Consider the following 23,733-nt stretch of genomic DNA (forward strand, 5'->3'; position numbering starts at 1 on the left):
AAATATGAGCCAAATTCACCAATTTTCACAACAAGATTTACAGATCATCCGCGAAGAAACAGTTTATAAAGGGCATTTTGAACTTAAGAAAATGTTCTTTCGACACAAATTATTTTCAGGAGGAATGAGTGGCGAAGTTGTTCGTGAATTATTGATTAAAGGGGCTGCATCAGCAGTAATCGCTTACGATCCTGTACGAGACAGTGTTGTATTGGTTGAGCAAGTGCGGATCGGGGCTTATGATCCAAATAGCTCACAATCGCCTTGGTTGGTCGAACTTATCGCAGGAATGGTTGATACTGACGAATCGCCTGAAGAAGTAGCTATTCGAGAAAGCCAAGAAGAAGCGGGTTTGACCGTAAGCAATTTACAGCACGCAGTCAGTGTATGGGATAGCCCAGGTGGAACGGTAGAACGCTTACATATTTTCTTAGGGTTGGTGGATAGCTCACAGGTCGGCGGTGTATATGGGCTAGAAGAAGAAAACGAAGATATTCTTGTTCACGTCGTTAGTCGAAAGCAAGCCTATCAATGGGTTGAGCAAGGTAAAATAGATAATGTTATTGCCGTTGTTGGCTTGCAGTGGTTGCAGTTGAATTATCATAAATACATTCAAAAAGCGGTATAATTTGATCTTGTTAAAAGTTGGAATATCTATTTTATTTAAATAGGCATTTTAGGTTTATGTTTATAGCAGACAAAATATGGATTTTTCTTGCATACTCAAGCAAAAAAAATATAATTGATAATTACTATCAAAACTATTAAGGGTACCAGAATATGTCATCTCTCAAACAACAAGTGGCTGAATTATTAGCTCAAGAACCAAACCTTATCACCCTTGAAATTGCGGACAAGTTAAACACGCCTGAAGGTAATGTATTAGTAGCATTACCTGAAGAATTTGTTCGTGTATTTCCTGCAGAACGTGCGGAAGAAATTTTACAAGCGGTAAGTAATTGGGGAATTTTTACCACCATTATTGAAAAAGAAGGATCGATCTTTGAAATTAAAGATCGTTTCCCAAGTGGAATTATTGGGCGTGGTTATTACAACCTAAATATGAAGGATGATGAAGGGGCAATTCATGGGCATTTAAAACTAGATAACATTGCTCAAATTGCTTTTGTAAGCTTGCCATTCCGTGGTAAAGAAAGCTATAACATCGCATTTATTGCGCATAACGGGCAAACTATCTTTAAGATTTACTTAGGTCGAGATGAGAAGCGTCAGCTCTTCCCAGAACAAGTTGAACTATTCAAATCATTTAAATAAAAGGGGACAATATGACAACCAATCGTCAGGAAGTACTACAAAATCGTTTAGGTCCAGAGATCCAAGAACTCAAACAACAAACTAAAACGATTGTGCTTGCGACTGTAGACAAAGATGGTACACCAAATGTTAGTTATGCACCATTTGTGATCAACAATGGCGAATATCAGGTGCTAATCTCAACGATTGCACGTCACGCTCGTAATTTGCAAGAAGTGCCAAAAGTATCGTTAATGTTAATTGATGACGAAAGTAAAACTCGTGAAATTTATGCTCGTCGCCGTTTGACTTTTGATGCAACAGCTCGTGTGTTAGCTCGTCATTCTGCAGAATGGGAAAGTGCAGTTGCTGCTCTGCAAGCTCGTCATGGAGATATTGTAGCGGATTTATCCAAAATGGAAGACTTCAACCTATTTTGCTTTAAACCTGAACAAGGCTTATTTGTAAAAGGTTTTGGTAAAGCTTTCCAAGTAAGTACCGATGATTTAGTGAACTTTGTTCATTTAGATGAAGGTCACCGTCAAGAGAACGCTCACGGTTAATGACTGATTCACTCGTCTTAAAAATATTGATATTGCTATTTTTAAGACGAGATTTCTTATCACTTTTTTCTTGCCAACAACCTACTTTCCATTTAATTTTATTCTCATTATTGTTCACTATATCTCTTTATAATGTCTAGCCATTCACTTTATACACATACTCAAACGTACTGGGATTTTCTGCGTATCGAAAAGCAAGCAAGTGCACACACATTAGCAAATTACCAACGCCAACTCACCGCTATTTGTGAATTATTAGCTAACCAACAGATTACTGAATGGCAGGATGTTGATGTTTCGGTTATTCGCTGGGTATTGAGTGAGAGCCATAAAAAAGGGTTAAGCGCCAAAAGTATCGGACTAAGGCTAGTTGCACTAAGACAATTTCTCGCTTTTTTGGTGCGTAAAGGAGAGCTAAAAACGAATAATGCGATTGGTATTAAAGCACCAAAGACAAATAAACATTTACCAAAAAATATCGATGCCGAACAGGTAACACAGTTGCTAAATATTGAGAGTAACGAACCGCTTGACTTGCGAGATTTGGCAATGATGGAACTGATGTATAGCTCGGGTTTACGCCTATCTGAGTTACAAGGGTTAAATTTAAGCGATATGGATTTACAAGTCGGAGAAGTGAAGGTTCTGGGAAAACGTAATAAAGAACGGATTGTCCCAATGGGTGCTAAAGCGATTGAGGCAATACAACAATGGCTTGCAGTGAGAGCGGCTTTTCAACCTAAAGATAATGCTGTCTTCTTAAATCAACGTGGTGGGCGTTTATCTCATCGCTCCATTCAACTGGCAATGGAAAAATGGGGGAAAAAACAGGGGCTAACGACTCATTTAAACCCACATAAGCTCCGCCATTCCTTTGCAACACATATGTTAGAAGCAAGCTCTGACTTGAGAGCGGTGCAAGAATTGCTTGGACACAGCAACTTATCTACAACCCAAATTTATACTCACTTAGATTTTCAACATCTTGCTAAAATTTACGACTCCGCTCACCCAAGAGCGAAGCGTAAAAGAAATGAATAATACCTTAACCTATTGATTTGTCTAGTTTTATAGGCTTAGTAAAGCGTTTTAATAACACATAACCCACAATCGCAGAAACTGATGAGCCGATCAAAATACCCAAGCGAGCTAAAGACATAAATTTACCATCGGCTTCTTCGCCACCAAATGCTAGCCCAGCAAGGAACATTGACATTGTAAAACCGATACCACAAAGTACCGCTACTGCAAAAATTTGTTTCAAATTCACGTCATCAGATAATTTGGCAATGCCTAATTTAACCGCCAAATAACTGAAACTAAATACGCCCAAGGTTTTCCCTGCAATGAGCCCTAAAGTAACCCCTAAGGTTAAGGTTGAAGTTAAGCTATGTAAGCCCATTCCTGATAAAGAAACACCTGCATTTGAAAAGGCAAACAGTGGCAAAATCACAAAAGAACACCAAGGTGCAAGAATATGTTCCAAATCCATTAACGGCTTTTCGCCATTTTTACCTTTTAGTGGAATGCAAAAACCAATGATAACGCCAGCAAGAGTGGCGTGTACGCCTGATTTTAATACCGATGCCCATAAGATAATCCCAACTACTAAATAAGCACACAAAGCGGTTACTTTTAAGCGATTCATTGCAATTAACACAGTAATAGCAATGGTCGCAGAGACTAACGCTGTTGTACTTAATTCGTGAGAAAAGAAAATGGCAATTACCACAATTGCCCCAAGATCATCAATGATCGCCAGGGCAAGTAGAAAGATTTTTAAGCCGAAAGGCACTCGTTTACCGAGCAAAGCAAGTACACCAACTGCAAAGGCAATATCTGTTGCCATTGGAATCGCCCAACCAGCTTGATGTTCGGGGTAAGATAAGTTAAATAAGGCGTAAATCAGTGCAGGCACAACCATTCCACCCACAGCACCGATTGCTGGGAAAATTGCTTTTTGGTAGCTAGAGAGTGCCCCAACAAGCATTTCTCGTTTCACTTCTAAACCAACAAGAATGAAAAATACCGCCATAAAACCATCATTAACCCACATTAGTAAAGGCTTATGAATACTAAATAAGCCAATTTGAATACTCACAGGCATTTCAAGAAAGTCAAAGTAAAGCTCTTTTAATGGCGAATTTGCAAAAATCATTGCAAAGGTTGCGAAAATCAATAATAAAATCCCACCTGCTGATTCCATTTTCAGAAACTGTTTCATTGATTGAATCATACTTTCCCCCTAAAAAATGACGCATTGAAAGCTATCTTTTAGCAAAGTAACCTTAATAAATCAAGGGTAAATCCATTTGTAAAGGATACTTGGGATTTGACCGCTTGCTGATACAATAGTCACCTAAAGTTTAGGCGTTATGCTATTTGTTGTACTCTTTTTAGCAATTAAACTCTAACTAACAGATGAATTACCTTGATCTTTACTTTCTTTATCGGTAGAATTCGCACTCTATTTTTCGTAATCCTTATTTGGCACATAGCCAATGTTATTTAATTTATTAGGTAGATAGCAAATGAAACGTACATTTCAACCATCAGTATTAAAACGTGCTCGTACTCACGGTTTCCGTGCTCGTATGGCAACTAAAAACGGTCGTCAAGTATTAGCACGTCGTCGTGCTAAAGGTCGTAAGAGCTTATCTGCGTAATAGCAGTAAGCGAGCCAAAGCACTTAGTTTAAATAAGTGACTAGTGTGAATAAGCTAACTTTTTCTCGGGAGCTACGTCTGTTAGCTCCCGTTCAATTTAAAGCTGTTTTTGAACAGCCTTTTCGTGCAAGCACTCCACAACTAACGCTTCTTGCGAGAGAAAACTCTCTTCAAAATCCCCGCTTAGGTTTAACTGTTGCCAAAAAACATTTAAAACGAGCCCACGATCGCAATCGAATTAAACGTATTGTGCGAGAAAGTTTTCGCCTAAAACAGCAACAGCTACCTCATTATGATTTTGTTTTTGTTGCTAAAGCAGGCATTGGCAAATTAAGTAACGCAGAATTATTCGAGATTTTGGAAAAACTATGGCAACGCCACATTCGTCTCGCCCAACAAACCAAACAAAACCAAGCGTAATTGCTTATTTATTGCTTGGATTGGTACATTTTTATCGTTACGTCATTAGCCCATTGCTTGGCCCCCGTTGCCGATTTTATCCCACTTGCTCACAATATGCCTTAGATGCAATTCGTATTCACGGAGCAATAAAAGGCAGTTGGCTCACCGCAAAACGCCTTAGCCGTTGCCATCCATTAAGTGAAGGGGGTGATGATCCTGTTCCCCCAAAATGTCATTGTGATAAAAAGTCTTAATCTATCCTAACTACAATAGACACAAGCCCCTTGATGCACAAATATCCTTATTAACAGACTTATTACTCATTTCCTTTCTCGACTCTTTTTAATCATAACTCATTGATGAATAATGATATTTTGTTTTCTTTATAACTTATTCCAAAAAAATCTTGAAATTTTTGTAAGAACCTAGAAAGCACTCCGTCTAATTTTGCAAAGAATAAATAAAAGGAGACAACAATGCTAACAAAAGCAACACCGACAGCGTGTCAGGTTAAATGCTTGTCAGCGACAGGATTAGGTTTATTAGGGCTCCGCCTATTTTTAGCCTATGAATTTTTAGAAGCGGGCATTGAAAAATGGAATGGAGAAAATTGGTTTGGCTCAATTCAAGATCAGTTTCCATTTCCGTTTCATCTTTTACCTGCGGATTTTAACTGGGTGGTTGCAATGGGAAGTGAATTACTCTTTCCTGTATTGCTTGCATTCGGTTTATTCACACGATTTAGTGCATTAAGTTTAGCTGTTTTAACTTTGGTTGCTTGGTATGCGGTTCACGCAGGGCTAGGGTATAACGTATGTAATAGCGGTTTTAAAATGCCGTTGATTTATCTAGTAACGCTATTACCGCTCTTAATGCAGGGAGCAGGGTTCTTTTCTGTAGATTATTTTTTACAGAAAAAACATTCAACTTATAAATGGTTGAAATTTCTTTAATTTTATAAAAAAACGAATAGGAGCTTAAAATGAAAAAAGTAACAACATTAACCGCATTAGCAGGTGCATTAGCAATGGCAGTTTCAGCTCAAGTGAGTGCAGAAACCAAGTCAATGGACAAAATGGCGACTGATAATTGTATGGAAATGAAAGATGGCAAATGCGTAAAAATGAAAGCCGCAGAAGGTAAATGTGGTGAAGGCAAATGTGGTGGCAATGATATGAAAGCTGACCCGAAAATGAAAGCGGCTGAAGGTAAATGCGGTGAAGGCAAATGTGGTGGACACGATAAAAAAGCTGATCCAAAAATGAAAGCGGCTGAAGGTAAATGCGGCGAAGGTAAATGTGGTGGTTCAAAGTAAACCATAACGTTACACAATAAGCGGGTAGATCTGCTATTTTTTCTACAAATCAACCCGCTTAATTAACAGGAGAAAATAATGTTAGTTGGAGCAGGTTTAGGTTATCGACGTGATTTAGCGGAAGATTTTTTACAGCTACCCGATAACCGCACGATTCAGTTTATGGAAGTTGCCCCTGAGAATTGGCTAAAAATGGGGGGATTAGCACGTTATCAATTTGACCAAGTTGCAGAACGAATCCCCCTTGCCGTTCATGGTCTATCTTTGTCTTTAGGTGGACAAGCCCCTTTAGACCGAGAGCTATTGCAAGGAATAAAAACCTTAATGACACAATACAACGCACATTTTTTCTCCGAGCATTTAAGCTATTGTGAATGTGAAGGGCATTTGTACGATTTATTACCGATGCCATTTACTGATGAAGCTGTAAAGCATACAGCCCAACGCATTCGTGATGTACAAGATTTTTTAGGCTGTCGCATCTCGCTAGAAAATACTTCCTACTATTTACACTCACCAACTAGCACAATGAATGAAGTGGAATTTTTAAATGCGATTGCTCAGGAAGCTGATTGCGGCATTCACTTAGATGTCAATAACATTTATGTAAATGGCGTTAATCACAATTTGCTCGATCCTTATCTGTTTATTGATAATGTCGATGTGAGCCGAGTAAATTACATTCATATTGCAGGACACGATGAAGATCATTCTGCCACCACGCCTATCAATGAAAGTGGCGAATCGTTTAATAAAGTCAAAGGAGAATTCCGCCATCTACCAGAATTATTGATCGACACTCACGGTGAAGCGGTAAAAGGAACGGTTTGGGATCTGCTTGATTATACTTATCAGCGTTTACCCCATATTCCGCCAACATTATTGGAACGTGATTTTAATTTTCCACCCTTTTCAGAATTATGTGCTGAAATACAGCATATCGCTGAATTGCAAAGAAAATATGCAAAATAATGGGGAAGGTGAAAGCGAATGACCACAAAAAATATCACAAATAGCCATAATCAACTTGTCGAAACTCAACAAGCCCTTGCCAATGCTATTCGGCAAGGTATATCGGCAGAGCATTCGTACGATCCAACTCGTTTAGCTGTTTACGCCCGTTTAGTCAGAAATAATACCCTAGGATTTATCGATCGTTGCTATGTAGAAGTGCCAAAACATCTTGAAAGTTCACAATGGGTAGAAAGCAAAGAAATCTTTATTCGAGAAGGAAAAGCCCATTCGCCTTATTTCCAAGATATCGCTGGGGAATTTCTCACTTTTTGCCAACAACGAGAGTTATTTACGCCTGCCATTCTTGAGCTAATGGATTTTGAATATACACAGCTATTGGCAGAAGTGTCTCAAGAAAATGTGCCGTCATCATTTGAGTGGGATGAACAAACAGAAATGAAATTATCAGGCTGTGCTTTTTTACGCAGTTATGAGAGCGATTTTATTAGCTCCCAATTTGTTGAATTGGCATCTCAAACCACTCAATTGATTGTGTGGCGAGACAGTGAATTTGGTGTTTATTTTCAAACCTTAAACCAACTGGATTTCTGGTTACTCACTTATTTGAGCGAACAAAGTGCATCATTAGCAGCTATTTTGCAAGAGCTGGAAACACTAACCACAAATAGTGCCGAATTAAAACCGCTTTTACAACAAACTTGGATGACTTGGATTGCAAGAGAGGCGGTTATTCCAAGCAATTAAACTTGTAAAAAAATTCCACTATCAAACCGCTTTTACAAGTGCTAGCTTGCCTGCAAACCTTTGGGTTAAAAGCATTTGAAAGGTTTCAACTTGTGTCGGGTTGATAGCGAGCGTTAGCTCAATTTTATCGCTGAATTGTTGTTCTTCAATAACAATATCCCACTCATCAATGAGATGTTGCAAGCTGTTAAATTGATCATATTCGCATTGTAAGCGGTAAGATTGGCGTAAAACTTTGCGGAATTTTTCCACTTGCAGTAGGGCTTGTTGCACACCGTTGCCATAGGCTTTTACTAGCCCGCCAGTGCCGAGCAAAATCCCGCCATAGTAACGAACGACTACCGCACTGATTTCCCCCAAACCACTTCCGATCAAATAGCTAAGCATTGGCTTACCTGCTGTACCTGATGGTTCGCCATCGTCAGAAAAGCCATATTGTTGTGAGTCGTTGGGCGAACCTGCAACACAAGCCCAACAGTGATGACGAGCTTGTGGATGTTGTTGCTTGATCTCCGCCCAAAAGGCTTTGGCTTGTTCTAACCCTTCCGTATGACGCAAGTAAGTGATAAATCGGCTTTTTTTGATCTCTTCTTCAAAGATAATTTCTGCCTTGGGGATAAAATATTCCATTTTCTGTTTTCGTAAAAAATTTGTAACAAAATTGTGACTTTCTTCATATTTAATGAAGAAATCGTTTGCGTATCATTTAAAAGTCTTGTATATCTGTTACCTGTTATTGTTTTCTAACGATAATCAAATCATAACACAACATATTCTATTCTTTCCTGATAAGAGGATCCATTAGATGAAAAAATTATTAAAACTTTCTTTATTCGCAACACTTGCAACCACTGCAATCTCTGCTCAAGCAGAAGAGAAATTTATTACTATTGGTACGGGTGGTCAAACAGGTGTTTATTACGTTGTTGGTCAGTCTATTTGTCAATTAGTAAACCGCGATACTGCAAAAACACAAGTAAAATGTAATGCCCCTTCAACAGGTGGTTCAGTGGCTAACTTAAACTCAATTGCAGCTAAACAAATGGATATGGGGATTGCACAATCTGACTGGCAATTCCACGCTTACAACGGTTCAAGCTCTTTTGAAGGGAAGAAAAACGATAAATTGCGTGCTATTTTCTCTATTCACCCAGAGCCGTTTACCGTAATGGCTCGTACCGATGCCAAAATTGCGTCTTTTGATGATTTAAAAGGTAAACGTGTAAATGTGGGCGACCCTGGTTCAGGTACTCGTGCGACAATGAATGTGATTTTAAATGCAAAAGGTTGGACAGACAAAGAATTTAAAGTTGCGTCTGAATTAAAACCATCTGAAATGGCATCAGTAATGTGTGATAACAACTTAGATGCAATCACTTATAACGTTGGTCACCCAAATGGTGCATTAAAAGAAGCCGCAGCATCTTGTGATGCTCACTTAGTCCCAGTGACAGGCGAAGCAATTGATAAATTAGTTGCTGAAAACTCTTACTATGCAAAAGCAACTATTCCAGGTGGGTTATATAAAGGTACGGATAACCCTGTGGAAAGCTTCGGGGTATATGCGACTTTAGTGACTTCTACTGATGTTGAAGCAGATAAAGTTTATGCGGTAGTGAAAGCGGTATTTGATAACTTTGACCGTTTCAAACGTTTACACCCAGCATTCGAGAACTTAAAAGCAGAAGATATGGTGAAAAATGCGTTATCTGCACCATTACACGAAGGAGCAGAACGTTACTATAAAGAAAAAGGTTGGATTAAATAATTTTAGCCCTTTTATTTTTACAGGCAGGTCAGTTCCTGCCTTTTTCGGTTCAACATCACAAGCGGTTAGTTGCGTATAAAATTTTGCAAAATTTTTAAACTAACAGACCGCTTGTTTTCTCATTTTAGGAATATTTTATTTATGTCCGCACAAGAAAAAACAGCCAGCTATGATGACCTACAAGATATGGTGGCATCAAGTGACTCTGGAGGGCGTAATCCATCAGGATTAACCAAAAAGATTATTGTTGCGACGGCAATTCTATGGTCGTTATTCCAACTTTATTACACATCACCGTTCCCATTTTGGTTGCAAGAGGTATTGCGTAATTGGGGATTAGATCTCAACGTGGTGATTGATGATACAAAAGCACGTTCAATCCACCTCGCTTTTGCAATGTTCTTAGCTTATCTCTCTTTCCCTGCATTTGCGACTTCACCAAAACATCGAGTACCTTATCAAGACTGGCTATTTGCAACGCTCGGTGCTTTCCTTGCCGCTTACTATATTTTCTTTTATGAAGGCTTGGTGACTCGTTTTGGTGCACCAAATATACAAGATATTATTGCAGGCTGTTTAGGTATTATACTATTGTTAGAAGCCTGTCGCCGTAGTCTTGGCTTGCCGTTAGTGATTATCGCCGTGGTATTTTTGTTGTATAACTACTTCGGGCAATTTTTACCAACCAGCTGGATTATCAGCCACCGTTCAGGCTCACTTTCTCAAATTATTAACCAACAGTGGATCACAACTGAAGGGGTATTTGGTGTCGCACTTGGTGTTTCCACAAAATATGTGTTCTTATTCGTATTGTTTGGTGCATTGTTAGACAAAGCTGGTGCGGGTAACTACTTTATTAAAACCGCTTTCGCTTACTTAGGACATTTAAGTGGTGGACCGGGTAAAGCTGCGGTGGTTTCTTCTGCTTTAACAGGGTTAGTCTCTGGCTCTTCGATTGCCAACGTAGTTACTACGGGGACATTTACTATTCCGATGATGAAACGTGTCGGCTTGAGTGCTGAAAAAGCAGGAGCTGTTGAAGTTGCATCATCAGTGAATGGTCAGATTATGCCACCTGTAATGGGGGCTGCAGCGTTTTTAATGATTGAGTACGTTAATATGCCGTATAGCCAGTTAATTACTCACGCATTCTTACCTGCTCTGATTTCTTATATTGCCCTTGTCTATATTGTGCATTTAGAAGCTCAAAAAATGGGATTAAAAGGATTAGAGCGAGTTGAGCCAATTAGCCCTATTCTTGTTACCCTACTAAAAGTTGTAAGCTATATCTTAGCAGTGGTAGCTTTAGCAAGTGCTGTTTACTATGGCTTAGGTTGGATCAAAACCGTTACACCTGATTTTGCATTCTTAATTGTCTGTGTATTATTAGCAGTGGCATACCTCGCGTTAATTAAGCGTGTGGCAAGTTTCCCTGATTTAGAAATGGACGATCCAAATTCACAAGTTGCAAAATTGCCATATCGCAAACCAACAGTGAATGCAGGATTACATTACCTTCTTCCTGTTGTTGTGTTAATGTGGTGTTTAATGGTTGAGCAAATGTCACCAGGGCTATCTGCTTTCTGGGGAACGGCTGCTCTTTCTGTTATTTTAGTCACTCAACGCCCACTATTAAGTTTCTTCCGTCAAGATCAGGGCAATAAAACTGCATTATTCAAACAAGGCGTACAAGAACTGGTAGATGGTTTAGAGTCTGGTGCTCGCAATATGATCGGCATTGGTATTGCAACCGCAACCGCAGGTATTATTGTGGGTGCAGTGTCATTAACAGGTTTTGGCGTACAACTTTCGGGCATTATTGAAATGCTTTCAATGGGTAACATTTTGTTGATGTTAATCCTTGTGGCAATTTTCAGTTTAATTCTTGGAATGGGCTTACCAACCACCGCAAACTATATTGTCGTATCTTCTTTAATGGCATTAGTTATTGTGGAAGTAGGTAAACAAAATGGTCTAATCGTACCGCTTATTGCTGTTCACCTTTTTGTCTTCTATTTCGGCATTATGGCAGACGTAACCCCACCTGTTGGCTTAGCCTCTTTTGCTGCTGCGGCAATTTCAGGCGGTAGCCCAATCAAAACAGGGGTTCAAGCGTTCTATTACAGTTTAAGAACCGCTATTTTGCCATTCCTATTTATTTTCAATACCGATTTATTGTTAATTGATGTAGGTTGGGCGAAAGGTATTTTAGTCTTCTTGAGTGCGACTATTGGTATCTTGATTTTTACTTCAGCAACAATGAACTATTTCTTAGTGAAAAATAAACTGTGGGAAAGTCTCGTACTTATTTTTGCTGCCTTTGTATTATTCAGACCGGGCTTCTTTATGGAGCATATTTCACCAACTGCTCGCCATATTGAGCCTGCACAAATGGTTGAAGAAATTGCGAAAACACCAGTGGGGCAACATTTAACCATTAAAGTGGCGGGTGTAAACCCATACGGTAAACCAATTGAGTTTTACTCACAGCTCACTGTACCACAAGGTGATAGTGGCGAAGATCGAATTAAAGCACTTGGTTTAACGTTACTGGATACAGGCGAGAAAATTGAGATTGACGGTAAAGCATCACCGAAAATTATCATTGATAATGTCGAGCTTGAGTCCCCAGCCGCTAAAGTCGGCTTAAATTGGGATCAAACCATTCTTGATGTAGCTTTACCACAAAACTCATTACCAAAAGAGTTGATGTTCATTCCTGCATTGTTACTCATTTTAGGGGTTGCTTGGAATCAACGTCGCCGTAAACCTTAATTAAAAAGCTAAAGCGGTGAGATGATTGAAAAATTTTGCAAAAATCTGACCGCTTATTAAAAGGAAATCAATATGTATAATAAACTCTTAATTGCGATTGATTTAAGTGATTTGAAAAGTGCCAAATTTGTTGTGGATACCGCACTACAAATTACTGCGAATAACCCTGATGCGATTTATCGTGTCGTCACCATTATTGAGCCGATTGATGATAGTTTTATCTCCGCATTCTTACCTAAGAACTTTGATAAATCTGTGATTGAAGAAGCAAATAAAGCCTTACACGAATTTACTCAAACGCATTTCCCGGCAGGTTCGAAAGTACAACACATCGTTGCGCATGGTACAATTTATGAAGAAATTAACCGTATTGCTGAAGAGAAATCGGTCGATCTGATTGTGATGTTAGCAAGTAGTAAACCAAAAGCGAAAGGTTTAAGTTCAAATACGGTTAAAGTTGCACGCAATAGCGATAAACCGATTTTGATTTTGCGTTAGACAATCAATACAAGCGGTAGGGTTTTAAGGTATTTTTGCAATTTGCAAAATATTTGCGAAGTCCTACCGCTTTTGTTATTAGGAAAATCTTATTTTTCTGTCGGCTAAACATAACGCTATACCGAATTAAAGGAAAAAGCCTTATTCAAAATTTCAAATCAAGCTCTTTTCCGTTATACTTTTCACCAACGAGAGTGACTAAAGGTGCCGATTATGACCCCATCTCAACTTATTCAAGCTAAACACACTGAAATTATGGCAATCAGCCGACAATTTGCAGTGGAGAATGTGCGTATATTTGGTTCAGTCGCCAAAGGTAAAGACACCGAAAACAGTGACTTAGATATTTTGGTAGATACCACTCCTAAAACGACAATGTTTGATCTATGTGGTTTGCAAATGGAATTGGAAGATTTGCTTGGTATAAAAGTTGATGTTCTTACCCCACGCAGTTTACCTGAAAAATTTCGTCAGCAAGTATTAGCAGAGGCAAAATTACTATGAGTGTCGATTTTCGTGTACCTGATTATTTAGGCAAAATTCGTTCACTTTGTTTAGATATTCAGGCTTTTGTGGAAGGTATGCCTTTAGAAGACTTCTTAAGTGATAAACGTTCCGAAAATGCTGTCGCAATGAGCTTAATTGCAATGGGTGAAATTGCTACAGTATTAAGCAATAAATATCCTGAATTTATTGAGCAACATAAACATATTCCTTGGCGTTATATGAGAGGTATGCGAAATGTTATTGCTCACGGTTATTTTGAATTAGACTTTGTGGTAGTCTATGAAACAGCTATTACATCTGTACCTGAATTATTAACTCAAATTGAAGCATTAATATTGGAGACACAAAATAAGCGGTAGGATTATGATAAAATATTGCAAAATTTTGTCACAATCCTACCGCTTTATATTTGGAGCTACTTACTATTTAGTATTAGCCAGTTTTTCTTTTAACAGACTAATTTCATTTCTTAAGCTTTCAATTGTCTCATCTTTTAATTTAATAATTTCATCTTTATGGGCTAGCATTAAATTTAATTTTGCAACATCATCATTACCTAAGAAGATATTTGAACTTGCATTAGTATTATTATTCCCTGTACTGATAGTAATTCCTTTATTTTCCCCATAAGTTAGTAATTCATAAATATCGGCATTTAGCACAGCTAAAATTTGTTCCAATCTTTCAAAATTAACTCTTGTTTCACCACGTTCAATTTTGGCATATCCCTTAGTGGACATACTTAATTTTGTCGCCATTTCTTCTTGCGATAACTGATGATCTTCACGAAATAAACGGATTTTATCATTGATATTCATAGCCTAACCTTATCAGCACTTTTTGTGGAGGTAATGTGAATTTTTTGTGGATTGTAGCATAAGTGAATGATTTGTAGAATGGACATAATCTTACAACAGGATTTTTTACAAAGTTTCGCTATGTTGCATAATCTACCAGCTTATAAATACTTACTCATTGATTTTGATAATACGCTAGCGTTTACCAATGAAGCTAATAATCTTGCCTATCTACGTTCTATAGAGGATATTTCACAAATCAAAGTAAGTGATGAACAATATCAGTTAATTGTTTCCTCTATGCCTGATAGACGTATTACGAAAACAGGTTTTTATGAGATTATTCTTGAAATACTTAATACTGGACTTGATGTACCTAAAATTGCCGCTTATAAGAATAAAATATATCCTGCTTTTATGTCCTACATTCAAAAAAATCAGGCTTTGATTAGAGTACTAGAAGATATTAAATCTAATCCTGAAATAAAAATAATTTTAGTTACTAATGCAAATCCAAGACGTGTTATTCCTATATTAGATTTTTTTAATTTAGAAGGTCTATTCGATCGTATTTTTTACACTAATGACAGTTTAGACAAATACTCATTGGTCATTTCTCAATTAAATTTAAACCCTGATGATGTAGTAATTATAGATGATGATGAACATCAACTTAATTCAGCAAAATTATCAGGGGTTTCAGGCATAAGACTTGTTCAAATCAATCCTAAGGAAGTTAAAAATGCTTTCACACTCTCATCAACTTGAAATCAATGAATATTTACATCAAAATATTCAAGCCTATTATGTTTTAGATTATTTAGGTTGGAGAAAACCCAATAATCCAGATTTTATTAATTGTCTAAAAAATGACTTTGGAACAAATAGTAATGTTGATTTAAATAATGCTTGTAAGGAGCTTCTAGTTAGCAGTTATGACTCGGTCAGTGAAATTATAAAAAAAGAACATTTAGATACTATTTGTATAGTGCCTCGAGCTAAGACAACAGATTACTACAAGCCTAATCAGCTTCTTTTTTCAGATACAATGAGACAGATTGCGTTGGATATTGGAATAAATATAAAGCAGATTCAGAGATTCAAGAATACGAGAACGACTCATTTCCACCATAAACCGGAATATGGTGGTGATGGAGATTTACCATACCCTGGCATTACCAAGGAAACCTGTCTGGTTTCATTCGGTGTAAAAGGAAAAAATATTTTACTTATTGATGATATTTACACTAAAACTATTAATATTGATGAAGATTGTATTCAAGCATTATTAGATGAAGGTGCAAATAAAGTAGTATTATTTACAGTGGCGAGAACTGTTCACCACAATGATAGTTTAAGAAATATCAAGTTCGATGCTTTTGGTTTTGGCAATCCAATTGATACGCTGGATGATGAGATTCCGTTTTGAGGATAAAATAATGAAATATTCTGATAATGCTCTAAATATTCTTACTGCAAAAACGTTCAATGGGATTGGAGATGCTTGGATCAATAAAAATTTGAGTAGCAAAAAAATTTATCCTTTTGAATTAATAGTTGAATTATTAGAAAAAAATGTAAAAAAAGAAGTTGTTTCAGAAGATATTTTCTTGCAAAGAAAAAATCATATTGAAAAGCAGATTTTACTTTTAGGTGATAGCTGCGATGGGGTTGTAGCAATTGGAGATGAAAAATTCCCAACCTATAGAGGTACAGTAAAAGAAAGTGAACAACCTAACGTCCTTTTTTATAAAGGTGATCTAGGCTTATTAAGTTTAGAAAATACTAATGTGGCAGTAATTGGTGTTTTAACACCTGATGAAGATACTGAAATGGATGAACGTAAAATCGTTAGCCATTTAGTGCAAAAAGATGCTGTAATTGTAAGCGGTCTTGCTCAAGGATGTGATTTTATCGCCCACGATCAAACACTCAAATTTGGCGGGGCTACGGTGGCGATTTTGCCAAGTCCATTAAATAATATAATGCCTGTTAAACATCGTGAGTTTTCTCAACAAATAGTTGAAAGTGGTGGATTACTTATTACTGAATATTTCGATTCACCTAGCACTAAAATGGAATTAAGTTCTCGTTATGTTAAACGAGATCGTTTACAAGCACTATTTAGTGATATTGTAATCTTAAGTGCCAGTTATACTCCGAATAGTGTAGATCCTACCGCATTGAAAATTGACAGTGGCTCACGTCACGCAATGGAGAAATCTTTAGAGTATGGTATTCCTCGTGCAGTTATTTATCACGATAAATATCAACAAAATCCAAAATATGATTTAAATCGCCAAGTGATGCAAGATACGAAGGTTATTGTAATTGATCCTACAAATCCAATGCCAATGATAATGCAGATTCTAGACCTAGATAAAAGGGGGCAACCAAAGCAAATGAATGATGATGGGCAAATGGGATTGTTTGAATTATGATGAAGATCATTTCAGGACAATATTGAACGGACTGACATATAATTGGATATTTAGTCTAAACAGCAGAAAGAGTGGCTATTATACCTATTTGCAAATTGATATTGCTATCTCACCGCTTGTATTCAATCAATTTACACTTCAAACGGATTAAACAACTTTACGCCTGTGCGTATAAAATCAGCCGAATTTCGAGTAACGAGTGTTAAATTATGTTGAATAGCACTGGCGGCAATCCAAGCATCGTTTTCAGGAGCGTGATCAGGAATATGTAATTTGGCACAGATCTCTGCTGTTTTTTCGTCTATTTTAAGGATTTTACTGTGAAATGTCGGTAAAACGACATTATCGAACCAGGTTCTCAAAACAGTACCTTGGCGAAAATCCTTATGTTCTTTCGCCAGAATACCTCGTTCAATTTCCATTAGCACAATAGCATTGATAAAAATATCTTGTTCTGAGATTGTTGAAAACCACGCAACAAAATTAGGGTTTGCTTTACCTTGTTTAATTTTGCGCACTTCGCTGATTACATTTGTATCAAGTAAATACATTTTTACCCCTAATCTTCTAAATCTATAGGACGGCGTTGACTACGACTGCGTGGTTGTAATTCTAGATCAATATTTTCATCATCAATAGGCAATAAAGCATCTAAAGCAGAACGAAATGGTTTTGCCTGCTGTGCTTTTTCATACTCACTATATGTCATTAACACAAATGCGGGTGCTCCACGATTAGTAATGATCACAGGCTCAATCATCGCCGCTTTTTGAGCTTGACTAGAACGTTGATTAAATTCACGACAGGTCATAATTGGCATTTTGTTCTCCCCTAATAATGTAGTTAAGTAGATACAATATTACTTCGATTGATAAAATAGAGCAAGTATAAAAATTGAACATTATTTAATTGCCTAATTTGTTTCAACGTTAAAACCATTTTTACGTTACAATAATGTTATTCGACAAAATAACATTTTTATTATCAACGATGAAAAAACTAAACATTATCTTTGCTGGCACACCTGATTTTGCAGCAACCCATTTACAAGCATTACTTAACTCAGACCATAACGTTATTGCTGTTTATACTCAGCCAGATAAGCCTGCGGGACGTGGCAAAAAATTGCAAGCTAGTCCTGTTAAACAACTTGCGGAAGAACATAACATTCCTGTCTATCAACCGAAATCATTACGTAAAGAAGAAACGCAAGTAGAGCTACAGTCACTTAATGCCGATGTAATGGTTGTAGTGGCTTACGGGCTGATTTTGCCCGAGGCAGTGCTTAACGCGCCTAAGTATGGTTGTTTAAACGTTCACGGTTCACTACTTCCACGTTGGCGTGGTGCAGCTCCAATTCAGCGTGCAATTTGGGCTGGAGACAAGGAAACAGGCATTACGATTATGCAAATGGATATCGGGCTAGATACAGGTGATATGCTTTATAAAGTCACAACGCCTATTACATCAACAGAAACGTCTGCGACACTTTATGCTAAGCTTGCCAAACTAGCACCGCCTGCGTTAATTGACGTATTAAATGGCTTGGAAAGCGGTCAGTTTAGTCCAGAAAAACAACAAGATGAATTAGCAAACTATGCGGAAAAATTAACAAAAGAAGAAGCAAAACTAGATTGGAATCTTACCGCTTGTCAGTTAGAGCGTAACATTCGAGCTTTCAACCCTGCACCTATTGCTTATTTGACATTACAGCGAGAAGGTGTTGAAGAGCGCATCAAAATTTATCAAGCAAACGTACTTCCACACCAAACCGAAACAGCAGGAACTGTTTTGGCTGTTGATAAAAACGGGATTCAAATTGCCACTCAAGAGGGGGTATTAAACATTACCCAACTACAACCTTCGGGTAAAAAACCGATGTCTATTCAAGACTTTTTAAACGGGCGCAGTGATTGGTTTAAGATTGGTGAAATCTTGGGGTAATAGACTATCGGCACATGGGATTTAAATAACTGGTAGGAATTGTTTAGGGACGGTATTAGATTAGCAAGTGTGCTAGTCTACTTCTCACTCTTAATTATCGGTGTAATGGAGGTGTAATAGACAAAATAATATGCTAGATATAAATGTAAAAACTTAGCCCACAGTAATATGAGCTAAGTTTTAATATTAGTAAACTTTAATTCTTAAAAATTAAGCAAAATACTTTTCAAGATCGTCACTACCACCAATGTATTGACCACCAATGAAAATTTGTGGCACGCTAGTTTTGCCTGTAATCGCACGAACAGAAGTGGTGCTAGCATCACGACCTAACACAATTTCTTCGTAAGCGAAACCTTTCTCAGCTAATAAAGCTTTAGCCTTAATGCAGTAAGGGCAACTTGGTTTTGTAAAAATAGAGACTGATGGTTTTGCTTTCCAATCAGGTTTGAGATATTGAATCATTGTATCTGCATCAGATACTTTGAATGGGTCGCCTGGTTCATTTGGTTCAATGAACATTTTCTCAACCACGCCATTTTTAACAAGCATTGAATAACGCCAAGAACGTTTGCCGAAACCAAGATCATTTTTATCAACCAACATTTCCATGCCAGCGGTAAATTCACCATTTCCATCTGGTAATACAGTTACATTTGCACAATCTTGATCTGCTTTCCAAGCGTTCATGACAAAAGTATCATTCACTGATACACAAATAATATCATCAACACCTAATGCTTTAAATTCTGCAGCTAATTCATTATAGCGTGGTAAGTGTGTTGATGAACAAGTTGGGGTAAATGCCCCCGGTAATGAGAACAATACGACTGTTTTATTATCAAAAAGCTCTGAGCTGGTAACATCAACCCATTGATCACCTTGACGAGTATGGAATGTAACTTGAGGAACTTTTTTTCCTTCCATCGTAGACATAATATTTTCTCCTATTATCAAAATCGAATAAACTAAATACTGCAAAAATCCAGTAGTAGCCTACCAATTATAATAAAAATTGACTATAACTTCCACTAATTTACACTTCAGTAAAGGTTACCGATACATCCCATTTTATCTCGCCTAATCTTGATTTTTTAAGATCTCATTCATTAGCTGAATATCAATATGACAATAACCATTCGGATTTTTATCCAAATAATCTTGATGATATTCTTCAGCAGGAAAATAGTGTTCTAACATCTCATTTTCTACCGCTAATGGCTGAGTATAGGCTTTTTGTAATTCTGCGAGAGATTGAGTAATAATCGGGCTATCTTGTGGATTAACATAATAAATACCGGTACGATATTGAATACCTTTATCCGCACCTTGTTGATTGACACTGATTGGATCAATCACTTTAAAGTAATAATCCAATAATTTTGCTAGGCTGATTTTCTCAGCATCATAAGTCACTTTGACAACTTCTGCGTGTCCACTTCCATTACAAACATCTTTATAGGTTGGATTTAAACTACCGCCATTTGCATAACCAGATTCAGCATCAATCACCCCGTTGATGCGTTGCATAAATGCTTCTGTTCCCCAAAAGCAACCACCTGCTAAATAGATCTCTTTAATATTTGACATTAATAACCCCTTTGTAAAATGTTGATTAAATCTCACCGCTTGTTTGACGAGAAAAACGTTGGAATGCAATTGCTGTAAATTGAATAATCCAACCTACGCCAAGAGCGAAAGCAATAGTGCTGATACCTAATGTGCCACCTAATAATAACCCTAGAAGAGCTACTGTCACTTCAATGGTTGTACGAACAACCCCAACTTTCCAACCATATTTTAAACAAACACCTACCATCAAACCATCACGAGGTCCGGCTCCAAGTTGGCAAGAAAGGTAAAATGTCGTACTAATGCCGAATAGAACAATAGCAAAAATCATCAAGAAAATACGAGCTATCATACCTGATGGAGTAGGAATATAATTGACGGTGAGATCGACAAAAAGTGCGATGATGAAGACATTCAGCAAAGTCCCTAAACCAATGCGTAATTTAAGTGGAATCCATAATAACAATACGATTAAGCTTACAATTGCAATTACAACACCAATAGATAATCCTGTTTGTAAAGCCACACCTTGAGCAAAAATTGTCCAAGGTGTTGCCCCCAAATTAGCCAATACCAACAATCCATCGCCGATTCCCATCAACGCCATTGCAAAACAAATAACGAATAAAGAATAAGGTTTTAACTGCCATTGATGATCAGCCGCCCAAGGCATTTTGGGGATTGGCGATTTTCTACTCATAACGTAACGCCTCTGCTGGTTCAATTTTAGCTGCTCGATAAGCTGGGTAAAGCGTGCATAATAAGGACAATGCCATTGATGAAAGTAATACAATCACAACTTGTGAATAGGCAACTTCTGTAGGTAACACTACGCCTAAAGGGTTTATAAAATTAAGTATCTCTGATAAATGTTGAGCAATTAAGAGACCTAACCCGCCCCCTAATAATGCTCCGATAACACCCACTATCGCACCCTGTGCAACAAAAATTTGCATTACTTGGCTTTTTGTTAATCCCTGTGTTTGTAAAATAGCAATTTCGCCTTGTTTATCAACCACCATTAAACTTAAAGAAGTCACGATATTCGAAATGGCGACAATAATGATTAAACTAATCAACAAGCTCATCATATTTTTTTCCATTCTCACTGCTTGGAAAAATTCCCCTTTCTGTTCACGCCAATCGTTAATTTGCCAATTATTCTCGGGGAAATATTGAGCAAGCTCAGTTACTTGGAATGGATCAGCTAAAAATAGTCGCAATCCTTGTGCAGTAGTCTCTTCCAAGCGTAATAAACGCCCCACATCACTCAGATTAGCAAATAAGATATATTCACTTGCTTCGCTTTGGGAATAGTAAATCTCAGATATAGTAAATAATCGCTGAACAGGTACTCGTCCAAATGGAGTATATTGACTATTTTCCGTAATCATTAAACGGATTTTATCGCCTATATTTAAATTCAATTGCTGCGCTAGGCGAGAACCAATAACCACATTGTACTGGTTATTTGGCAGATAATCCGAGAGATTTGTTATTTCTGCTAGTAAAGGATCATCGCTATTCGACTGAACGCCAATCAGCTGTCCTGCATTTATACCTTGCTGGCTTTGAATAATGACATTTGCTCGGTTAATAACTACTGCTTTATCAATAAAATTCGGAGCAGGCAGTGATTTTGGTACATCCCAAGGACGTTCATTGGGCGTAACAATAGCGTGGGGTAACGTTGAAAGTAAATTGCGTTTTTGGGTATTCTCCAAACCATTCATTACCGACAATACAATTACCAATGCCATGACACCTAAGACAATGCCTAAACTGGCCAAATTAGTGACTAATCGGCCAAATTTGTCGCCACTCTTAGAACGCCAGTAGCGTAATGCAATAAATAAAGGGATCTTAAAATTCATCATTTTATTAAAAAATATAAGCGGGTAGAAATTGGTAAAATTCTACCAAAATCTACCCGCTTATGCTGTGTTATTTTTTAGTTAATTACGCCACAAGCCATTCGTGGACCGCCACCACCAAGAGGTGTAGGGTGATCAGAATGGTTATCTCCACCTGCGTGAATCATCAATGAGTACCCTTTTACTTCATCTAATTTCTTCAAGCGTGGGGCAAGTACAGGATTAGTTGCATTACCATCGTGATCCACCGTTAATGCAGGCAAATCTCCCAAATGAGCATCATCTACCCAAGGGAAGCCATGTTTTTTCGTTCCTTTTGGATCCCAATGCCCGCCAGCACCTAAACCTGCAACTAACTTTCCATCTTTCTCTTTAGGTTCACAGCTTGGGTTCTCGTGAATATGAAAACCATGTAACCCATGAGAAAGTCCTGTTAGATTTGGTGTAAAGACTAAACCATAAGGCGATTCAGTAATCGTCACAACACCCACATCCTTATTACCATTTTGTAGGTCTAATTGTTGAACTTTAACTTCAATTTTTGCCATTTCATTTGCCATTGCTGGTGCTGAAAAAGCAAATAATGAAGCGAATGCTAATGCAACTGCTGTTTTTGTTTTCATCGAAGTCTCCTATTTTCCCGTTGCGACAAATTCTTCAATATTTTGTGCGACTTTATTGACTAAAGTAGTTACTGCGGAATCACTCGCCCACGCAATATGTGGGGTAATCAATAAATTAGGTAAACGTTTTGCTGCTTGGATAAGCGGGTTGTCTTTCTCAGGTGGTTCTTTCACTAATACATCTAATGCAGCCCCTGCAATCACACCATTCTCAAGGGCGTGTAATAAAGCTGTTTCATCAACTAAAGGACCACGTCCAGTATTAATTAAGTAAGCACTTGGTTTCATTAAGGCTAATGTATCTGCATTGATCAAATTCTGTGTCGTTTCAGTTAATGGACAATGCAATGTAACAATATCGGCTTGTTTTAAAACATCTTCAAATGCGGTATAACCTTCACGAATGGTTGTTGCACCTTTATGTTCTGCATAAAGCACATTCATTCCTAGTAGTTGTGCTAAACGCCCAACTTCTGTGCCTAAGCACCCTTTACCAAAAACGCCTAATGTTGAACCGCGCACATCTGTAATCGGGTAATCGGTATAGCAGAATTGCCCACAGGTTGCCCAACGATCAGAAGCGATTTGATCTCGATGATAGCCAACTAAACTATGTTTAAGAGCGAAGATCATTCCTAAAACGTGTTCAGGTACTGTCACTGATGAATATCCCGTTACATTTTTAACCGCAATACCCAGCTCTTTTGCGGCAACTAAATCAATATTGTTGGTTCCTGTTGCGGTTATCGCAATCAATTTTAATTTTGGTAATTTTGCTAAAAGCTCACTATTAAAAACCACTTTACTGGTCACCACAATATCTGCATCTTTAGCTCGTTCGTAAGTTTCATCTGCTGAAGTGCGATCATATTCAACCCAATTATGTGGAAAACTTGGACGTGGAATATCGTGGCTTGCTGGCACTCCTGTTCTATCTAAAAAAACAATGTTCAACATCATTAACTCCTTTATTTCTTATTGTATAAATTTATCGTGACTATATAACAAGCGGTTA

Annotated in this window: 31 protein-coding genes; 20 read left to right on the forward strand and 11 right to left on the reverse strand. The window is 37.6% G+C overall.

The genetic code is table 11. From position 1 onward, the window contains the following. The first annotated feature begins 4 nt into the window (after window positions 1-4). The 4 genes from nudF to xerC all read left to right on the forward strand — a co-directional run bounded on the left by nudF (window position 5) and on the right by xerC (window position 2,858). A complete protein-coding gene (gene nudF / locus A1D26_RS01695) occupies window positions 5-628 on the forward strand; it encodes an ADP-ribose diphosphatase (RefSeq protein WP_157402378.1) in 624 nt (207 codons plus the stop codon). A 152-nt stretch (window positions 629-780) separates the two neighbouring features. Then, window positions 781-1,275: a heme utilization cystosolic carrier protein HutX gene (gene hutX / locus A1D26_RS01700; RefSeq protein WP_157402379.1), complete on the forward strand. Its 495-nt coding sequence runs from the start codon at window positions 781-783 to the stop codon at window positions 1,273-1,275. Window positions 1,276-1,286: 11 nt separating this feature from the next. Continuing rightward, on the forward strand, window positions 1,287-1,817 hold the full coding sequence (gene hutZ, locus A1D26_RS01705) for a heme utilization protein HutZ (protein WP_157402380.1): 531 nt from the start codon (window positions 1,287-1,289) through the stop codon (window positions 1,815-1,817). Between the two features lie 132 nt (window positions 1,818-1,949). Continuing rightward, on the forward strand, window positions 1,950-2,858 hold the full coding sequence (gene xerC / locus A1D26_RS01710) for a tyrosine recombinase XerC (RefSeq protein WP_157402381.1): 909 nt from the start codon (window positions 1,950-1,952) through the stop codon (window positions 2,856-2,858). A gap of 4 nt (window positions 2,859-2,862) precedes the next feature. Here the strand turns inward: xerC and nhaA are convergent, their stop codons facing one another. After that, the gene (nhaA, locus tag A1D26_RS01715; protein WP_157402382.1) at window positions 2,863-4,053 is read right to left on the reverse strand and encodes a Na+/H+ antiporter NhaA; all 1,191 of its coding nucleotides are present in this window, start codon (window positions 4,051-4,053) and stop codon (window positions 2,863-2,865) included. Window positions 4,054-4,348: 295 nt separating this feature from the next. Here nhaA and rpmH point away from each other — a divergent pair, with 295 nt between their 5' ends. From rpmH to A1D26_RS01750, 7 genes are all read left to right on the forward strand, one after another. Then, on the forward strand, window positions 4,349-4,483 hold the full coding sequence (rpmH, locus tag A1D26_RS01720) for a 50S ribosomal protein L34 (protein WP_005599701.1): 135 nt from the start codon (window positions 4,349-4,351) through the stop codon (window positions 4,481-4,483). Between the two features lie 45 nt (window positions 4,484-4,528). Continuing rightward, window positions 4,529-4,903 (forward strand): ribonuclease P protein component, encoded by a 375-nt coding sequence (rnpA, locus tag A1D26_RS01725; protein ID WP_157402383.1) that lies wholly within the window; start codon window positions 4,529-4,531, stop codon window positions 4,901-4,903. Further along, entirely contained in the window at window positions 4,852-5,139 is a 288-nt protein-coding gene (gene yidD / locus A1D26_RS01730) for a membrane protein insertion efficiency factor YidD (protein ID WP_157402384.1), read from the forward strand. The genes rnpA and yidD overlap by 52 nt, the downstream gene beginning before the upstream one ends. 222 nt (window positions 5,140-5,361) lie before the next feature. Beyond that, the gene (locus tag A1D26_RS01735; protein WP_157402385.1) at window positions 5,362-5,838 is read left to right on the forward strand and encodes an HvfX family Cu-binding RiPP maturation protein; all 477 of its coding nucleotides are present in this window, start codon (window positions 5,362-5,364) and stop codon (window positions 5,836-5,838) included. 29 nt (window positions 5,839-5,867) lie between these two features. Further along, a complete protein-coding gene (gene hvfA / locus A1D26_RS01740) occupies window positions 5,868-6,200 on the forward strand; it encodes an oxazolone/thioamide-modified RiPP metallophore HvfA (RefSeq protein ID WP_157395642.1) in 333 nt (110 codons plus the stop codon). Between the two features lie 78 nt (window positions 6,201-6,278). After that, window positions 6,279-7,172: an HvfB family MNIO-type RiPP peptide maturase gene (locus tag A1D26_RS01745; protein ID WP_157402386.1), complete on the forward strand. Its 894-nt coding sequence runs from the start codon at window positions 6,279-6,281 to the stop codon at window positions 7,170-7,172. An 18-nt stretch (window positions 7,173-7,190) separates the two neighbouring features. Next, window positions 7,191-7,919, forward strand: coding sequence for an HvfC family RiPP maturation protein (locus tag A1D26_RS01750; protein ID WP_157402387.1), 729 nt, complete (start codon window positions 7,191-7,193; stop codon window positions 7,917-7,919). Between the two features lie 21 nt (window positions 7,920-7,940). Here the strand turns inward: A1D26_RS01750 and A1D26_RS01755 are convergent, their stop codons facing one another. Next, window positions 7,941-8,549 carry a YigZ family protein gene (locus A1D26_RS01755; protein WP_157402388.1) on the reverse strand — a complete coding sequence of 203 codons (609 nt, stop codon included), beginning with the start codon at window positions 8,547-8,549 and terminating at the stop codon, window positions 7,941-7,943. A 175-nt stretch (window positions 8,550-8,724) separates the two neighbouring features. Here A1D26_RS01755 and A1D26_RS01760 point away from each other — a divergent pair, with 175 nt between their 5' ends. The 5 genes from A1D26_RS01760 to A1D26_RS01780 all read left to right on the forward strand — a co-directional run bounded on the left by A1D26_RS01760 (window position 8,725) and on the right by A1D26_RS01780 (window position 13,826). Next, a complete protein-coding gene (locus A1D26_RS01760; RefSeq protein WP_157402389.1) occupies window positions 8,725-9,687 on the forward strand; it encodes a TAXI family TRAP transporter solute-binding subunit in 963 nt (320 codons plus the stop codon). A gap of 141 nt (window positions 9,688-9,828) precedes the next feature. Continuing rightward, window positions 9,829-12,462, forward strand: a complete 2,634-nt coding sequence (locus tag A1D26_RS01765; RefSeq protein ID WP_157402390.1) for a TRAP transporter permease — start codon at window positions 9,829-9,831, stop codon at window positions 12,460-12,462. A 72-nt stretch (window positions 12,463-12,534) separates the two neighbouring features. Beyond that, window positions 12,535-12,960: a universal stress protein gene (locus A1D26_RS01770; protein ID WP_157402391.1), complete on the forward strand. Its 426-nt coding sequence runs from the start codon at window positions 12,535-12,537 to the stop codon at window positions 12,958-12,960. Window positions 12,961-13,173: 213 nt separating this feature from the next. Then, entirely contained in the window at window positions 13,174-13,464 is a 291-nt protein-coding gene (locus A1D26_RS01775) for a nucleotidyltransferase family protein (protein WP_035492202.1), read from the forward strand. Next, a complete protein-coding gene (locus tag A1D26_RS01780) occupies window positions 13,461-13,826 on the forward strand; it encodes a HepT-like ribonuclease domain-containing protein (RefSeq protein ID WP_157402392.1) in 366 nt (121 codons plus the stop codon). Before A1D26_RS01775 ends, A1D26_RS01780 begins: the two co-directional genes overlap by 4 nt. Window positions 13,827-13,889: 63 nt before the next feature. Here the strand turns inward: A1D26_RS01780 and A1D26_RS01785 are convergent, their stop codons facing one another. Beyond that, window positions 13,890-14,285 carry a helix-turn-helix domain-containing protein gene (locus tag A1D26_RS01785; RefSeq protein ID WP_157402393.1) on the reverse strand — a complete coding sequence of 132 codons (396 nt, stop codon included), beginning with the start codon at window positions 14,283-14,285 and terminating at the stop codon, window positions 13,890-13,892. Window positions 14,286-14,405: 120 nt separating this feature from the next. Here A1D26_RS01785 and A1D26_RS01790 point away from each other — a divergent pair, with 120 nt between their 5' ends. Genes A1D26_RS01790 through A1D26_RS01800 form a run of 3 tightly spaced genes read left to right on the forward strand, consistent with a single transcriptional unit; the run spans window position 14,406 to window position 16,705 of the window. After that, complete coding sequence (locus A1D26_RS01790; protein ID WP_198303030.1) at window positions 14,406-15,032, forward strand: HAD hydrolase-like protein; 627 nt, start codon at window positions 14,406-14,408, stop codon at window positions 15,030-15,032. Continuing rightward, window positions 15,007-15,693: an amidophosphoribosyltransferase gene (locus A1D26_RS01795; protein ID WP_157402395.1), complete on the forward strand. Its 687-nt coding sequence runs from the start codon at window positions 15,007-15,009 to the stop codon at window positions 15,691-15,693. The genes A1D26_RS01790 and A1D26_RS01795 overlap by 26 nt, the downstream gene beginning before the upstream one ends. A 10-nt stretch (window positions 15,694-15,703) precedes the next feature. Next, window positions 15,704-16,705: a DNA-processing protein DprA gene (locus A1D26_RS01800; RefSeq protein ID WP_157402396.1), complete on the forward strand. Its 1,002-nt coding sequence runs from the start codon at window positions 15,704-15,706 to the stop codon at window positions 16,703-16,705. Window positions 16,706-16,836: 131 nt separating this feature from the next. Here A1D26_RS01800 and A1D26_RS01805 read toward each other — a convergent pair whose 3' ends face one another. Next, complete coding sequence (locus A1D26_RS01805; RefSeq protein WP_157402397.1) at window positions 16,837-17,256, reverse strand: type II toxin-antitoxin system VapC family toxin; 420 nt, start codon at window positions 17,254-17,256, stop codon at window positions 16,837-16,839. Window positions 17,257-17,264: 8 nt separating this feature from the next. Further along, the gene (locus A1D26_RS01810) at window positions 17,265-17,525 is read right to left on the reverse strand and encodes a type II toxin-antitoxin system prevent-host-death family antitoxin (RefSeq protein ID WP_157402398.1); all 261 of its coding nucleotides are present in this window, start codon (window positions 17,523-17,525) and stop codon (window positions 17,265-17,267) included. A gap of 170 nt (window positions 17,526-17,695) precedes the next feature. On the opposite strand from A1D26_RS01810, the gene fmt reads away from it, so the two are divergent. Then, on the forward strand, window positions 17,696-18,649 hold the full coding sequence (gene fmt / locus A1D26_RS01815) for a methionyl-tRNA formyltransferase (protein WP_157402399.1): 954 nt from the start codon (window positions 17,696-17,698) through the stop codon (window positions 18,647-18,649). A gap of 210 nt (window positions 18,650-18,859) precedes the next feature. Here fmt and A1D26_RS01820 read toward each other — a convergent pair whose 3' ends face one another. The 6 genes from A1D26_RS01820 to A1D26_RS01845 form a co-directional block, all read right to left on the reverse strand. Continuing rightward, window positions 18,860-19,585 carry a glutathione peroxidase gene (locus tag A1D26_RS01820; RefSeq protein WP_157402400.1) on the reverse strand — a complete coding sequence of 242 codons (726 nt, stop codon included), beginning with the start codon at window positions 19,583-19,585 and terminating at the stop codon, window positions 18,860-18,862. Window positions 19,586-19,729: 144 nt separating this feature from the next. Then, window positions 19,730-20,239 (reverse strand): peptide-methionine (S)-S-oxide reductase MsrA, encoded by a 510-nt coding sequence (gene msrA / locus A1D26_RS01825; RefSeq protein WP_157402401.1) that lies wholly within the window; start codon window positions 20,237-20,239, stop codon window positions 19,730-19,732. 25 nt (window positions 20,240-20,264) lie between these two features. After that, complete coding sequence (gene yczE / locus A1D26_RS01830; RefSeq protein ID WP_157402402.1) at window positions 20,265-20,921, reverse strand: membrane protein YczE; 657 nt, start codon at window positions 20,919-20,921, stop codon at window positions 20,265-20,267. Further along, window positions 20,914-22,095, reverse strand: a complete 1,182-nt coding sequence (locus tag A1D26_RS01835) for a lipoprotein-releasing ABC transporter permease subunit (RefSeq protein ID WP_157402433.1) — start codon at window positions 22,093-22,095, stop codon at window positions 20,914-20,916. Before A1D26_RS01835 ends, yczE begins: the two co-directional genes overlap by 8 nt. A 77-nt stretch (window positions 22,096-22,172) precedes the next feature. Continuing rightward, the gene (gene sodC / locus A1D26_RS01840) at window positions 22,173-22,718 is read right to left on the reverse strand and encodes a superoxide dismutase family protein (protein WP_157402403.1); all 546 of its coding nucleotides are present in this window, start codon (window positions 22,716-22,718) and stop codon (window positions 22,173-22,175) included. Between the two features lie 9 nt (window positions 22,719-22,727). Then, the gene (locus A1D26_RS01845) at window positions 22,728-23,675 is read right to left on the reverse strand and encodes a 2-hydroxyacid dehydrogenase (protein ID WP_157402434.1); all 948 of its coding nucleotides are present in this window, start codon (window positions 23,673-23,675) and stop codon (window positions 22,728-22,730) included. Window positions 23,676-23,733: the final 58 nt, after the last annotated feature.

Source organism: Ursidibacter maritimus (assembly GCF_009761395.1).
Taxonomy (GTDB): Bacteria; Pseudomonadota; Gammaproteobacteria; order Enterobacterales; family Pasteurellaceae; genus Ursidibacter; species Ursidibacter maritimus.

Excerpts from the sequence above, each read along its gene's own strand:
- nudF (WP_157402378.1), top strand. The coding sequence starts at position 5 with ATGAGCCAAATTCACCAATTTTCACAACAAGATTTACAGATCATCCGC.
- hutX (WP_157402379.1), top strand. The coding sequence starts at position 781 with ATGTCATCTCTCAAACAACAAGTGGCTGAATTATTAGCTCAAGAACCA.
- hutZ (WP_157402380.1), top strand. The coding sequence starts at position 1,287 with ATGACAACCAATCGTCAGGAAGTACTACAAAATCGTTTAGGTCCAGAG.
- xerC (WP_157402381.1), top strand. The coding sequence starts at position 1,950 with ATGTCTAGCCATTCACTTTATACACATACTCAAACGTACTGGGATTTT.
- nhaA (WP_157402382.1), bottom strand. The coding sequence starts at position 4,053 with ATGATTCAATCAATGAAACAGTTTCTGAAAATGGAATCAGCAGGTGGG.
- rpmH (WP_005599701.1), top strand. The coding sequence starts at position 4,349 with ATGAAACGTACATTTCAACCATCAGTATTAAAACGTGCTCGTACTCAC.
- yidD (WP_157402384.1), top strand. The coding sequence starts at position 4,852 with ATGGCAACGCCACATTCGTCTCGCCCAACAAACCAAACAAAACCAAGC.
- A1D26_RS01735 (WP_157402385.1), top strand. The coding sequence starts at position 5,362 with ATGCTAACAAAAGCAACACCGACAGCGTGTCAGGTTAAATGCTTGTCA.
- hvfA (WP_157395642.1), top strand. The coding sequence starts at position 5,868 with ATGAAAAAAGTAACAACATTAACCGCATTAGCAGGTGCATTAGCAATG.
- A1D26_RS01745 (WP_157402386.1), top strand. The coding sequence starts at position 6,279 with ATGTTAGTTGGAGCAGGTTTAGGTTATCGACGTGATTTAGCGGAAGAT.
- A1D26_RS01750 (WP_157402387.1), top strand. The coding sequence starts at position 7,191 with ATGACCACAAAAAATATCACAAATAGCCATAATCAACTTGTCGAAACT.
- A1D26_RS01755 (WP_157402388.1), bottom strand. The coding sequence starts at position 8,549 with ATGGAATATTTTATCCCCAAGGCAGAAATTATCTTTGAAGAAGAGATC.
- A1D26_RS01760 (WP_157402389.1), top strand. The coding sequence starts at position 8,725 with ATGAAAAAATTATTAAAACTTTCTTTATTCGCAACACTTGCAACCACT.
- A1D26_RS01765 (WP_157402390.1), top strand. The coding sequence starts at position 9,829 with ATGTCCGCACAAGAAAAAACAGCCAGCTATGATGACCTACAAGATATG.
- A1D26_RS01770 (WP_157402391.1), top strand. The coding sequence starts at position 12,535 with ATGTATAATAAACTCTTAATTGCGATTGATTTAAGTGATTTGAAAAGT.
- A1D26_RS01775 (WP_035492202.1), top strand. The coding sequence starts at position 13,174 with ATGACCCCATCTCAACTTATTCAAGCTAAACACACTGAAATTATGGCA.
- A1D26_RS01780 (WP_157402392.1), top strand. The coding sequence starts at position 13,461 with ATGAGTGTCGATTTTCGTGTACCTGATTATTTAGGCAAAATTCGTTCA.
- A1D26_RS01785 (WP_157402393.1), bottom strand. The coding sequence starts at position 14,285 with ATGAATATCAATGATAAAATCCGTTTATTTCGTGAAGATCATCAGTTA.
- A1D26_RS01790 (WP_198303030.1), top strand. The coding sequence starts at position 14,406 with ATGTTGCATAATCTACCAGCTTATAAATACTTACTCATTGATTTTGAT.
- A1D26_RS01795 (WP_157402395.1), top strand. The coding sequence starts at position 15,007 with ATGCTTTCACACTCTCATCAACTTGAAATCAATGAATATTTACATCAA.
- A1D26_RS01800 (WP_157402396.1), top strand. The coding sequence starts at position 15,704 with ATGAAATATTCTGATAATGCTCTAAATATTCTTACTGCAAAAACGTTC.
- A1D26_RS01805 (WP_157402397.1), bottom strand. The coding sequence starts at position 17,256 with ATGTATTTACTTGATACAAATGTAATCAGCGAAGTGCGCAAAATTAAA.
- A1D26_RS01810 (WP_157402398.1), bottom strand. The coding sequence starts at position 17,525 with ATGCCAATTATGACCTGTCGTGAATTTAATCAACGTTCTAGTCAAGCT.
- fmt (WP_157402399.1), top strand. The coding sequence starts at position 17,696 with ATGAAAAAACTAAACATTATCTTTGCTGGCACACCTGATTTTGCAGCA.
- A1D26_RS01820 (WP_157402400.1), bottom strand. The coding sequence starts at position 19,585 with ATGTCTACGATGGAAGGAAAAAAAGTTCCTCAAGTTACATTCCATACT.
- msrA (WP_157402401.1), bottom strand. The coding sequence starts at position 20,239 with ATGTCAAATATTAAAGAGATCTATTTAGCAGGTGGTTGCTTTTGGGGA.
- yczE (WP_157402402.1), bottom strand. The coding sequence starts at position 20,921 with ATGAGTAGAAAATCGCCAATCCCCAAAATGCCTTGGGCGGCTGATCAT.
- A1D26_RS01835 (WP_157402433.1), bottom strand. The coding sequence starts at position 22,095 with ATGAATTTTAAGATCCCTTTATTTATTGCATTACGCTACTGGCGTTCT.
- sodC (WP_157402403.1), bottom strand. The coding sequence starts at position 22,718 with ATGAAAACAAAAACAGCAGTTGCATTAGCATTCGCTTCATTATTTGCT.
- A1D26_RS01845 (WP_157402434.1), bottom strand. The coding sequence starts at position 23,675 with ATGTTGAACATTGTTTTTTTAGATAGAACAGGAGTGCCAGCAAGCCAC.